The organism is Streptomyces sp. NPDC008092 (assembly GCF_042957285.1).
In the GTDB taxonomy this organism is placed as follows: Bacteria; Actinomycetota; Actinomycetes; order Streptomycetales; family Streptomycetaceae; genus Streptomyces.
Genome location: NZ_JBIBHY010000013.1, coordinates 302995 through 314941 on the forward strand (window position 1 = coordinate 302995; position 11947 = coordinate 314941).

8 protein-coding genes and 1 pseudogene are annotated in these 11947 nt (G+C 72.8%); 6 read left to right on the forward strand and 3 right to left on the reverse strand.

Going from position 1 to position 11947, the window contains the following annotated elements; translation table 11 throughout:
* Window positions 1-41: 41 nt before the first annotated feature.
* The gene (locus tag ACFZB3_RS36525) at window positions 42-5741 is read left to right on the forward strand and encodes a carboxyl transferase domain-containing protein (protein ID WP_391383568.1); all 5700 of its coding nucleotides are present in this window, start codon (window positions 42-44) and stop codon (window positions 5739-5741) included.
* 80 nt (window positions 5742-5821) lie between these two features.
* Here ACFZB3_RS36525 and ACFZB3_RS36530 read toward each other — a convergent pair whose 3' ends face one another.
* On the reverse strand, window positions 5822-6295 hold the full coding sequence (locus ACFZB3_RS36530) for a MarR family transcriptional regulator (RefSeq protein WP_391383573.1): 474 nt from the start codon (window positions 6293-6295) through the stop codon (window positions 5822-5824).
* Between the two features lie 72 nt (window positions 6296-6367).
* On the opposite strand from ACFZB3_RS36530, the gene ACFZB3_RS36535 reads away from it, so the two are divergent.
* The 3 genes from ACFZB3_RS36535 (at window position 6368) to ACFZB3_RS36545 (ending at window position 9789) form a co-directional block, all read left to right on the forward strand.
* On the forward strand, window positions 6368-6742 hold the full coding sequence (locus tag ACFZB3_RS36535; RefSeq protein ID WP_391383576.1) for a cupin domain-containing protein: 375 nt from the start codon (window positions 6368-6370) through the stop codon (window positions 6740-6742).
* A 96-nt stretch (window positions 6743-6838) separates the two neighbouring features.
* Window positions 6839-8329 carry an MFS transporter gene (locus tag ACFZB3_RS36540; protein WP_391383581.1) on the forward strand — a complete coding sequence of 497 codons (1491 nt, stop codon included), beginning with the start codon at window positions 6839-6841 and terminating at the stop codon, window positions 8327-8329.
* A gap of 914 nt (window positions 8330-9243) precedes the next feature.
* Window positions 9244-9789 (forward strand): flavin reductase, encoded by a 546-nt coding sequence (locus ACFZB3_RS36545; protein ID WP_391383584.1) that lies wholly within the window; start codon window positions 9244-9246, stop codon window positions 9787-9789.
* Between the two features lie 21 nt (window positions 9790-9810).
* Here ACFZB3_RS36545 and ACFZB3_RS36550 read toward each other — a convergent pair.
* Window positions 9811-10060, reverse strand: a pseudogene (locus ACFZB3_RS36550) (hypothetical protein); the annotation flags it as partial.
* A gap of 158 nt (window positions 10061-10218) precedes the next feature.
* Between ACFZB3_RS36550 and ACFZB3_RS36555 the strand changes: the two are divergent.
* On the forward strand, window positions 10219-10566 hold the full coding sequence (locus ACFZB3_RS36555; protein ID WP_391383587.1) for a hypothetical protein: 348 nt from the start codon (window positions 10219-10221) through the stop codon (window positions 10564-10566).
* Between the two features lie 47 nt (window positions 10567-10613).
* On the opposite strand, the gene ACFZB3_RS36560 is transcribed toward ACFZB3_RS36555, so the two are convergent.
* Window positions 10614-11621, reverse strand: coding sequence for an ArsR family transcriptional regulator (locus ACFZB3_RS36560; protein WP_391383592.1), 1008 nt, complete (start codon window positions 11619-11621; stop codon window positions 10614-10616).
* A 56-nt stretch (window positions 11622-11677) separates the two neighbouring features.
* On the opposite strand from ACFZB3_RS36560, the gene ACFZB3_RS36565 reads away from it, so the two are divergent.
* Window positions 11678-11941: a hypothetical protein gene (locus ACFZB3_RS36565; RefSeq protein WP_391383595.1), complete on the forward strand. Its 264-nt coding sequence runs from the start codon at window positions 11678-11680 to the stop codon at window positions 11939-11941.
* Window positions 11942-11947: the final 6 nt, after the last annotated feature.

Here is an 11947-nt window from a genome sequence, read left to right on the forward strand (position 1 = left end):
TTTCCCGGCGCCCCACGCATACCCGTAAGGAGGCCTGGCCGGTGTTCAGGCGTATTGCCATCGTCAATCGCGGGGAGGCCGCGATGCGGCTGATCCACGCGGTCCGCGACCTGTCCGCACAGACCGGAAGTACCACCGAGACGGTCGCGCTGTACACCGACGCGGACCGCGGGGCCTCGTTCGTCCGGGAGGCCGACCACAGGGTCTTCCTCGGCGCGGCCGCGGACCGCCCCTATCTCGACCTGGCGGTGCTGGAGCGGGCTCTGGCGGAGTCGGGCGCGGACGCGGCGTGGCCGGGCTGGGGCTTCGTCGCGGAGGACCCGGCGTTCGCGGAGCTGTGCGAGAAGGCCGGGGTCACGTTCGTCGGCCCGTCCGCCGAGGCGATGCGGAACCTGGGCGACAAGATCGGCGCGAAGCTGATCGCCGAGCGCGTCGGCCTGCCGGTCGCCCCGTGGAGCCGCGGCCCGGTCGCCACCCTGGAGGAGGCGCACCGGGCGGCAGCGCGCATCGGTTACCCGCTGATGCTGAAGGCGACCGCCGGCGGCGGCGGGCGCGGCATCCGGGTCGTCGCCTCGGCCGCCGACCTCACCGCGGCGTGGGAGCGGACCAGCTCCGAGGCGCTGCGGGCGTTCGGAAACGGCACGGTCTTCCTGGAGCGGCTCGTGACCGGTGCGCGGCACGTCGAGGTCCAGGTCATCGCGGACGGCCGGGGCACGGCCTGGGCCCTGGGCGTGCGGGACTGCTCGGTGCAGCGCCGCAACCAGAAGGTCATCGAGGAGTCCGCCTCCCCGTTGCTGTCCGCGCCGCAGGTCACGGACCTGAAGGCGGCCGCGGAGCGGCTCGCCCTCTCGGTCGGCTACCGGGGTGCCGCGACCGTGGAGTTCCTCTACCACCCGGACGACAAGCAGTTCGCGTTCCTGGAGGTGAACACCCGCCTGCAGGTCGAGCATCCCGTCACCGAACTGACCACCGGCGTCGACCTGGTGCGGATGCAGCTGCACGTGGCCTCCGGCGGGCGCCTCGTCGGGGACCGGCCGGCCGAGTCCGGGCACGCCGTCGAGGCTCGGCTGAACGCCGAGGACGCGGACCGCGACTTCGCGCCCGCGCCCGGCCGCATCGTCCGCCTGGTCCTGCCGGCCGGGCCGGGGATACGCGTCGACACCGGTGTCAGCGAGGGCGACACGATCCCCGCGGACTTCGACTCGATGATCGCGAAGGTCATCGCCTACGGCCGCGACCGGGACGAGGCCCTGGCCCGGCTGCGGCGCGCCATGGCCGAGACCAGCGTCGTCATCGAGGGCGGTGCCACCAACAAGACCTTCGTCCTCGACCTGCTGGACCAGCCCGAGGTGACCGACGGCAGCCCCGGGGCCGGCTGGGCCGACACCGGCTGGATCGACCGGGTCCGCGCGCAGGGCCGGCTGGCCGCCCGCGAGCACTCCGGCATCGCCCTCGTCGCCGCGGCCGTCGGGGCCTACGAGGACGAGGAGGCGGCCGGCCGGCGGGCGCTGCTGGCCACCGCCCGCGGTGGGCGGCCGCACGTCCGCCACAACCCCGGGCAGGCCGTCGACTACAAGCTCCGCGACGTCTCCTACCGGGTGCGGGTCGCGCGTCGCGGCCCGGACCGGTTCCGGGTCGAGATCCGGGCCGGCGGCGACCTCGCCGTGGCCGACGCCGTGTTCGAGCGGTTCGACGGCTACAGCGGGGCGCTCACGGTCAACGGGCAGCGGTTCCGGCTGACGACCTCCGTGCACGGACCCGTGCACCTGGTCGAGGTCGACGGCGTCGCGCACCGGGTCAGCCGTGACGAGGGCGGCGTGGTCCGTTCTCCCGCCCCGGCCCTGGTGGTCGCGACCCCGGTCGCCGCCGGGGACGAGGTCGCCGAAGGGGCCCCGGTCCTGGTGCTGGAGTCGATGAAGATGGAGACGGTGCTGCGGGCCCCGTTCCGTGCCCTGGTCCGCGAGTGCGCGGCCCCGGTCGGCACCCAGGTCGAGACCGGCGCGCCGCTGCTGCGCCTGGAGCCGCTGCCCGACGGGGACGGTGCGCCCGGCGACGGCTCCGCCGCCACCGCGCCGACCGTGCGGGAGCAGGCCGTCGGCCTGCCCGCGCGGGCCGACGAGGAGCCGGCCGAGGATCCGGCCGGCGCGTGCCTGCGGGACCTGCGCGGCCTGCTGCTCGGGTTCGACGGCGACGCCGACGACCGTAAGGCCCTGCTCGCTCGGTACCTGGACGCCCGCGCCGATCCTGGCGACGAGCTCCTTGCCGCGGAACTGGACCTGCTCACCGTCTTCGCCGACCTGGCGGAGCTGAGCCGGAGCAGGCCGGTCCGGCATGCCGGTCAGGCGGATGCGGACCCGGCCGCGACGGGCCCCGCGAGCGCCGTGCACAGCCCGCGCGAGCACTTCCACGTCTACCTGCGCAGCCTCGACACCGACCGCGCCGGGCTCCCCGAGGCGGTCCGGGCCGTGCTGCACCGGGTCCTGGCCCACTACGGCGTCACGGGGCCGGACCGGACTCCGGAGCTCGAGACGGCGGTCTTCCGGATCTACCTGGCGCAGCAGCGGCTGGCCGACAGCGCCGGGACCGTCTGCGAGGTGCTGCGGCGGTGGCAGGCGGACGCACCGCCCGCCGGACCCGTCCGCGCGCGGGCGGGCCAGGCCCTGGACCGGCTCGTCGAAGCGGCCCGGGACCAGTTCTCCGCCGTCTCCGATCTCGCCCGCGGCGCCGTGTTCCGCTGGTTCACCCTGCCATCGCTGCTCCGCGACCGGGCCCGCGTGTACGCCGCCGTCCGCGCGGACCTGCGCCACCTCGACGCGCACCCGGACGCGGCCGACCGGGCCGACCGCATCCGGGCGATGGCCGACGCCCCCGAGCCCCTCGTCCGGCTGCTCGGGCAGCGGCTCACCCGCTCCGCGCGCCTGGCATCCGTCGGCCGGCCCGGCCTGGACCACGCGCCGCTCGTCGAGGTCCTGACCCGCCGTCGCTACGGCGACGACCGCCTGGCGAACGTCACCGTCGCCGACGCTGCCGGGCACCGCTTCGTCACCGCGGAGCACGTCGGCACCCCCGTCGGAGCCGTGACCCGCGTCGCGGCCACCACCGCGGACCTCGCCGGCCTGTCCGACGCGGTCGCGGCCATCGGCGCCCTGGCCGGCCGGACGCCCGGCGGCGGCCTGGCCGCCGACATCCATCTCGCCTGGCCCGGCAGGACAGCCGCCGACGAACTCGCCGAGGCGGTCGCCGGCGCCGTCGCGGCGCGTCCGGCGCCCCCCGGGGTCGTCCGGATCACCGTCACGGTCGCCGCCACCGCGGCCGGCGTCCTGTCCCAGCACTTCACCTTCCGGCCCGGCGACGACCGTCCGGCCGAGGACCGGCAGGTCCGCGGCCTGCACCCGCGGCTCGCCGAGCGCCTGCGGCTCGGCCGCTTCCGCGAGTTCGGCCTCACCCGGCTGCCCTGCACGGACGAGGACCTGTACCTGCTCCGGGCCGTCGCGAAGACCGATGCCGGGGACGAGCGGCTGATCGCGATGGGCCAGGTCCGCAAGCTGACCCCGCAGCGCGACGCCGGGGGCCGGCTCCTTGCCCTGCCCGAGGTGGAGAACACCCTCGCCGCCTGCCTCGACGCGCTCCGCACCGCCCGGTCACGGCAGCCCGGCGCCGGGGGCACCGGGACCAACCGGATCCTGATGTACGTGTGGCCTCCCAGCGACGTCAGCGCGCCGGAACTGGGCCGCCTCGTCCGCCGGCTCCGCCCGTCCGTGTCGGGCGCCGGCCTGGAGGAGGTCGAGCTCGTCGTCCGGCAGCGCCGGGCGACCGGGGAACCGGCGGAGATGTCCCTCCGGATCACCGGCGACACCCAGGGCGCCCCGGTGCTGCACGCCGGAACGCCGCCGACCGACGTCGTCCCGCCACTGGACGACTACCGGCGCAAGGTCCTGTCCGCGGCCCGCCGCGGCGCCGTCTACCCCTACGAGCTCACCGGCCTGCTCGCCGGGGACAGGGGCGTCTTCACCGAGTACGACCTCGAACCGGGCGCGCCCGGCAGCGCCGTCGGGCCCGGCGCCGGGCGCAGGTGCCTGGTCCCGGTGGACCGGCCGAAGGGCGGGAACACCGCGGGCATCGTCGTCGGCGTCGTCAGCACGCCCACCGCCGTGTACCCGGAGGGCATCACCCGCGTGGTGCTGCTCGGCGATCCGACGAAGTCCCTCGGTGCCCTGTCCGAGCCCGAGTGCGCCCGCGTCATCGCCGCCCTCGACCTGGCCGAGGAGCTGCGGGTCCCGATCGAGTGGATCGCCATCTCCGCCGGGGCGCAGATCTCCATGACGTCGGGCTCGGAGAACATGGACTGGGTCGCCGCCGCCCTCAAACGGGTCGTCGAGTTCACCCAGGCCGGCGGCGAGATCAACATCGTCATCGCCGGGATCACCGTCGGCGGCCAGCCGTACTGGAACGCCGAGGCGACGATGCTCATGCACACCAAGGGCGTCCTGGTCATGACCCCGGACTCGGCGATGGTCCTCACCGGCAAGCAGTCCCTCGACTTCTCCGGCGGTGTGTCCGCCGAGGACAACTTCGGCATCGGCGGACACGACCGGATCATGGGCCCCAACGGCCAGGCCCAGTACTGGGCCCCGGACCTCACCGCCGCGGCCGCGCTCCTCATGACCCACTACGACCACGCCTACATCGCGCCCGGCGAGAAGGCGCCGCGCCCGGCTCCGACGACCGACCCGGCCGAGCGGGACATCCGCGGCTACCCGCACCCGGCGGACGGCAGCGACTTCGCCACCGTCGGGGAGATCTTCTCCGACGCGTCCAACCCGGACCGCAAGAAGCCCTTCGACATCCGCACCGTGATGCGGGCCGTCGCCGACCAGGACCACCCCGTCCTGGAGCGGTGGGCGGGCATGGCCGACGCCGAGACCTCCGTGGTCCAGGACGCCCACATCGGGGGACGCCCGGTCTGCCTGCTCGGCGTCGAGTCCCACGCCGTGCCCAGGCGGGGCTTCCCGCCCGCCGACGGCCCGGACACCTACACCGCCGGCACGCTGTTCCCCATGTCGTCGAAGAAGACGGCGCGGGCGATCAACGCCGCTTCCGGCAACCGGCCGCTCGTGGTCCTGGCGAACATGTCCGGGTTCGACGGCTCCCCGGAGTCGATGCGCAGGCTTCAGCTGGAGTACGGCGCCGAGATCGGCCGGGCGGTCGTCAACTTCGAGGGCCCGATCGTGTTCTGCGTCGTCTCCCGCTGCCACGGCGGCACCTTCGCGGTGTTCTCCAAGGCGCTCAACCCGGACATGACGATCCTCGCCGTCGAGGGCTCGTACGCCTCCGTCCTCGGGGGCGCCCCCGCCGCCGCGGTCGTCTTCTCCGGCGAGGTCGGCAAGCGCACCGCGGCCGACCAGCGCGTCGCCGGCCTGCGCGCGAAGGCGGCCGGGGCGGTGGCGGCCGACCGCGCCGCGCTCGACGAGGAACTGGCCGGGATCACCGAGGCCGTCCGGGCGGAGAAGCTCAGCGAGGTCGCCGCCGAGTTCGACGGCATCCACACCATCCAGCGGGCCGTCGAGGTCGGCTCCGTCGACAGGATCATCAGCGCGGCGCAGTTGCGCCCCGCGATCATCGACGCGATCGAGACAGGGCTGCGCCGTGAGACAGCGGCGCCCGTGACATCCGGGGACGGGGACGGGGACAGGGACAGGGCCAGGGACGTCGAACCGGTCATGTCGTACGGTCGGCGGTGAAAATGACGACTTCAGCCCGCACGCGAGAGCGGTCCCGTCGGCCGGCGGTCAGCAATCTCCGGAAAGAATGTCGCCCCTGGTCACCACGTGGGCCGCAGCGGAGGAATATGGCCGCCGCTCAGCGTCTTGATTATCTCGGCCAATGTCATCCGCAGGGTGTACATCGGGATCTTCCCGGTCTGGCCGATGATTTCCGCTTCGAGATCGTGCAGCACGGCACCGGCCTCGGAAAGGTGCACGTAGGCCTTCTCGGTCAGCTGAAGCAGCTGGCGGCGGCCGCCGGACGGGTGCTGCACGCGCACCACATAGCCGTGTTCCTCAAGATGCGTGGCCATTCCACTGACCGCCTGCTTGGTAATTCCCAATGCGGCGGCCAGTTCGGTGCCGGTGGCGCCTTCGCCCTTCAGTACCTGAAGGGCCATTCCGTCGATTGGCCTGATGTCTTCGTAACCGAGTTCGTTGAGTCTGCCCACGAACTCCCCGAGCAACAGCTGGAACGTCATCCCGACAAGGTAGATGAGCTCGTAGTCGGTCAGGTCATCCGCGTTTTCCATGGGTCCATATTGACACACGAGCACCCGTCCCCATTAGACTTGTGTCAAGTAAGTTGACACAGGGAGAGTAGCATGATTATCATCAATCCCACCGAAGACCGGACAATCAAGACAGCTTCCGCCGTGATGTACGCCCTCGCCGCACCGAGCCAGGGCAGCGAGCAGGTGGCGACCTGGAAGGTCTCGGTGATCGACGGCGGCGAGTCCCCCGTCCACGTCATCGACAAGGACCAGATCTGGATGCCGATCGCCGGTTCGTTCGAGTTCACGGTCGACGGCCAGACCGAGCAGATCTCGGCCGGCCAGGCCCTCGTGGTACCGGCCGGGTCCGTGCGCCGGTTCCGCAGCACCGGTGAGCCGCTGGAGGCGCTGGTCGCCATGCAGGCCGGGGCGCTGGTGAGCATTCCCGGCACCGAAGGAGCCAACCCGATCCCCTGGGCCGTCTGACCTCGGCGCAGGCCCCTGGCCACCGCTCCTGACGGGTGACCGGCTCCGCAAGGCGGGCCGTCACCCGGCATCCGTCCCCCTGTCCGAAGGAACGCAATGTCGAACAGCCCGACCACGCCGCCCCAGACGGCCGACCGGTCAGCCGAGCGCCGGTTATCGATAGCCCTCTTCGTGATCGTGACCTGCCAGCTCATGATCATGCTGGACCTGACGATCGTGACCACCGCCCTGCCCACCATCCAGCGTGCGCTGGGCTTCTCCTCGGCCAACCTCACCTGGGTCATCAACGCTTACGGGGTGGCCTTCGGCGGCCTGCTGCTGTTCGGCGGGAGGCTCGGCGACGTCTTCGGCCGCCGCACGGTCTTCCTCACCGGCGTGGCGGTGTTCACGGCCGCCTCCCTCGCAGGGGGTCTCGCCCAGAGTGCCACCTGGCTGCTGGCCACCCGGGTGATCCAGGGGATCGGCGCGGCCGTCGCCGCCCCGAGCGCGCTGTCCCTGATCGCCACCACCTTCACCGCACCGGCCGCCCGGGCCCGGGCCCTCAGCTACTACACCGCCGCGTCCTCGGCGGGCGGCTCCCTCGGTCTGCTGGCCGGCGGCATCCTCACCTCCTGGGCCAACTGGCGCTGGGTGATGCTGGTCAACGTGCCGATCGGCATCGCGATCATCGTGCTCGCCATCCGGTTCATCCCGCACCTGGCGCACACCCAGGCCAAGCTCGACGTGTTCGGCGCGATCACCGGCACCGCCGGTCTGATCGGCATCGTCTACGGGTTCACCCATGCCGCTGACAAGGGCTGGGGCGACGCGCAGACGATCACCGCCTTCGCCGTGGGAGCCGTGCTGCTCGTCGCCTTCCTGATCGGCGAACAGCGGGTGGCCCAGCCGATCATCCCGCTGGCACTGTTCTCCGTCCGCAACCGGGCCGTCGCCTACGGCGGCATGCTGATGCTGCCCGCGGCCATGTTCGCCGGTCTCTACTTCCTGATGGTGTACGCGCAGGAGTCACTGGGATACAGCCCCGTCAGGGCCGGCTTCGCGGTCGTCCCGCTTACCCTGGGCGTCCTCTCCTCCCGGTGGACCTTTCCGCCGCTGGTGAAGAGGTTCGGCCCGAAGAACCTCGTGACGGCCGCGGCGGCACTGATCATCGTCGGCCTGCTCTGGCTCAGCCAGATGTCCGCCTCCACCGGCTACGGATTCGTCGTGGTCCCCACGGTCTTCTGCGGCGTCGGCGTCGGCATCGCCTTCACGGCGCTGAACTTCACCGTCCTCGCGGGCCTGCCACCGCAGAACGCCGGCGCCGCGGCCGGCATGCTGCAGACCATGCAGCAGGTCGGCGGTGCGCTCGGTATCGCCGTCCTCGGCACGGTCTACATCTCCCGGCTGGACGATGCGCTCGCGACCGGCAGCACCGCGCACGGTGCGGTCGCCGACGCCGCGGGACAGGCCCTGGGCGGCGGCGCGGTCTTCATCGCCGTCCTCCTGCTCATCGGGCTGTTCGGCCTGGTGAAGGCAGCCCCCGCCCCGGCCCCTGCTCCGGCCCCTGCTCCCGGGGCACAGCCCGCCGGGCAGGCCGGCAGGGACTGACCTCGGAGCACACCCGCAGTACCCCGCAGGTGCACTCGGCCTGCCTGGCGTGGTCGAAGACCTCGGTCTGCCGGGCAGTGAACGAATCGGCCTGCCTGGCGCGGCCGAAGACCTCGGTCCGTCAGGCAGGCCGCCCGGCAAGCCGAACCCGTGCAGCACAGGCCGTCGCCCCGTGCGTGGGAGACCTTACGGGGCATCAGCCGGACCCGGTCGGCGAGCGGCGGGCAGCCGACGATGCGTCGCGAGTCGGCGCAGTCCACGGCCGACGTGCCGGTGCCGACCGGACGGCGCCCCGGGCCGATGTCCCAAGGGGCGCCGTGGGCCGACGAGTTGCACCCCTTGGAGCACGCGGCCTCGCCGGCACCCTCCGCGCCGGCCGCACGGCCGGATTCCCTCGCACAGCAGACAGCCGACGGGTTCTGCTCGCCGACACCGTGATGACGATTGGAGGCGGTCGTGACAGTCAGCGTTGTCGCGGGTATCCCCACGGCAGGTCCGCCAACTCCCGGCCCGGCCCGCACACTTGCGCCCCCCGTTGCCGTTCCCGGTGACGAGATCACGACGACCGGCCCGGCCGGGCACGTGGCGGAGATCTTCGCCCCGCCCACCTGCGCGGCGACCGGCACCGGCCCGCCGCACTGCTTCCCAGACCGCCACCCGGACCCCGGTCCGAAGCACATGCACGTCATCCCGCTGATGACGGGGGCAGACGGGGGACACTCCAAGGCCTCCGAGATGCCCCCGCGCCCACTCGCACTCCTGGTCGCACCCGATGCCCTGGCACCCGCCAGGTGTTTCCGCTACGAGCTCCCGCTCACGGACCGCGCCCACGAGAGGGCCGGCGCACGGGTTGCGGCACCTGCCGCCGGGCCCCGTCACATCCGTGCCACCGCCCGCCCCAAGGCCGGCACGCCATGACGATCGCGGGCCTCAACCGCCGGTTCGGCACCGACGCCGCCGCCCTCGCACCAGCGGTCGCCCACTCTGACCAGATCCGTGCCGTCTTCGGCGGATTCCCCGCAGCGGTCGTAGCCCTCTGTGCGGAGGTCGGCGGCTCACGCTACGGAATGATCGCCACATCACTGACCGTAGGTGTCTCCTACGACCCGCCCATGGCCCTGTTCTCCGCACACAACGACTCCTCGACGTGGCCCGTCCTGAAGACAGCCGGCCGGGTCGGCGCCTCCGTGCTCGCCGAACACCAGAGCGCGGCCTGCCACCAGCTCGCGGCGAAGGGCGTGGACAGGTTCGCCGACCTCGACATCCACACCACCCCGCACGGCCCGCTCTTCATCGAGGGCGCAAGCTCCTGGATGGACTGCGAAATCACCGGAGAGCTCCCGGCGGGCGACCACACCATCATCACCTTCCGAATCCACCAGATCGGTCACAGCCCTCACACGCCCCTCATCTACCACAACGGCCACTTCCCCCGAATCCAGCACGACCACAACCCCTGAGGTGTCCGGTGGCCGGGCGGCCACGGTGAAGAGGGGGGACGGCGGGGCGGTCTCCAGGGTGTGCTCCTCACAGCTGCGGGCTTCCGGCCGGCGCGGAGCCCGGCGGCGATGCCGGTCATGGGTGCCGGGTTCTCGACAGCGACATCGAGGCCCTGGCTGTGGCGGTTCAGGAGACGGTGTGCCCGCACGGCATACCCGCCGGTGGGAACCAGGGGACAGGGACAGCCGGACGTGATCACGTCGGCCGGGGCCGCGTGTGCGGCCCCGGCATCTCGGGCAGCACCGGCCACAGTTGGCGGAGCAGGCCGCGGTCGAGATACCGGAGCTGGTCGTCGTACCCGGCGAAGCCGGCAAACGTTGCCGAGACCTCTCCCGGTAGAGCGCGAGGCCCTGGGCGACCCGCACCCGAGACGTCCCTCGGGTGCGGGCGTGACCCGGCGCAACGCGGCGTACGAGGGCATGGTGCGGCTCATCGGCCGCGCCAAGGAGGCAGGCCGGCTGCGCGCGGACTTCGACCCCTCCGACCTGGTCCTGCTGCACATGGCGAACGCCGGAGTCGTCAACGCCACCGGAGATGCCGCGCCCGACGCCTGGCGCCGCGTCCTTGCCCTGTTCGTCCAGTCCTTCGTGGCCCCCGCGCGGGGCCCGCTGCCCGCCTCACCCGAGCACGAGGCCCTCTACAAGGCCATGCTCCGCGCCGCCCCGGCAGCTCCCGCGGCCTCCGCCCCCGCGGCCTCCGCCCCCGACAGGACGAGCCGAGGGGGCTCGGCGAAGTGACGAGGCGCCCGGCCGGGTGGGGTTGGGCGGCGGCGGACTGCTGATCCTCAGCTGTCCTGGGTTCGCGCTCTGGAAGCGGTGGCCGTGAGCCGGTCGCCGAGCGTGCTTCTCCGGTACAGCACATACCGGCCGTCACGGGTCCGGGTGACCAGTCCAGTGGCGTGCAGGACCCGCAGGTGCTGGGAGACGGCGCTCGGGGTGACCCCGAGCCGGCGGGCCAGCTCCGCGGTGGGCAGCGGCTCTTCCAGGAGGCTGAGCAGTCTGGCCCGGGACGCGCCGAGCAGGGACACCAGGGCGGTCGCGTCGGCCACCGGGATCTCCGAGCCCCACAGCGTGGCCACTCCCCGGCTGGGATAGACGAGGCTCGGCGGCTCGTCCGGACTGACGGGGGGCGCGGGCTTGTGCGCGAACACGGACGGCATGAGCAACAGCCCCCGGCCGGAGGCCGCGACCCGGTGCCTGCTGATCATCTGGTGGATGTGGAGCTCTCCGGCTTGCCAGCGCAGGTTCGGGTGCATGTCGGTGAACAGCAGCCGGGCGCCCCCCAGGGCGAGTTGGCGGGCACGGTAGGTCATGTCGGCCTCCAGCACCAGCCGCATCTGCGGCCACATCGGCTCGACGGCCACCTCCCAGTACCGCCGCAGGAGATCGCAGATGGCGTCACGGAGCCTGGCGACAGGTGCGTCCTCGTCGGCGGTGGCGTCGCGGAGGGCTTCGGGAACGGGGTCGGGTGCGTGCGCAAGGCGCAGGTCGTGGCGGACCCGGGCGCAGGACGCCTGGCGGACGACCGAGAGTTCTTCCTCGAAGGCCGGTGCGAAGCCCGCGGGATTCGGGGTCAGGAAGTCGGGGAGAGTGCGCCGCTGGGCGACCAGGGACATCAGCAGCCCGGTGTCGAGCGTGCCGAGTCTGCCGAGTACGGACCTGCGCCAGGGCAGGTGCAGCGCGGACAGGCCCGGGTCCTGGAGCACGCGCAGGCTGAAGAGGGTTTCGTGCAGGGGGGAAAGGGCGAAGCGGGTGTCCGCTAGGTCCTCGACGCCGAGCACAAAGCTGATCATTAAGCCATACGCTACATCGATTGGCGGCGCCACGTCGATGTCGTGGACTTCCTCTCATGACACACACAACTCATGTGCGGCGCACGGCGGTTGTCGCCGGTGCGGCACGGGGCACCGGCGCCGCGGTGACCAGGCGCCCGGCGGGCGACGGCCCGGCGTCCGGCGTGGTCGATCCGGACGAGGCGGACCGCGTCGCCACTGCGGAGGCCCCCACAAATGCCGGCCGCGAGGACCGCGCCGGCGCGAAGGCGGGATTCGTGCCGGGGTCCGTCTCCGGCCGGGTCAGCTGCGTAGCGGTCGGGCCGGTGAACCGAGAATGAGCCGCC

What these genes read in the sequence shown, in the direction of transcription:
- ACFZB3_RS36530 (WP_391383573.1), bottom strand. Translation starts at nt 6,295, where the DNA reads ATGGAAAACGCGGATGACCTGACCGACTACGAGCTCATCTACCTTGTC.
- ACFZB3_RS36535 (WP_391383576.1), top strand. Translation starts at nt 6,368, where the DNA reads ATGATTATCATCAATCCCACCGAAGACCGGACAATCAAGACAGCTTCC.
- ACFZB3_RS36540 (WP_391383581.1), top strand. Translation starts at nt 6,839, where the DNA reads ATGTCGAACAGCCCGACCACGCCGCCCCAGACGGCCGACCGGTCAGCC.
- ACFZB3_RS36545 (WP_391383584.1), top strand. Translation starts at nt 9,244, where the DNA reads ATGACGATCGCGGGCCTCAACCGCCGGTTCGGCACCGACGCCGCCGCC.
- ACFZB3_RS36560 (WP_391383592.1), bottom strand. Translation starts at nt 11,621, where the DNA reads ATGATCAGCTTTGTGCTCGGCGTCGAGGACCTAGCGGACACCCGCTTC.
- ACFZB3_RS36565 (WP_391383595.1), top strand. Translation starts at nt 11,678, where the DNA reads ATGACACACACAACTCATGTGCGGCGCACGGCGGTTGTCGCCGGTGCG.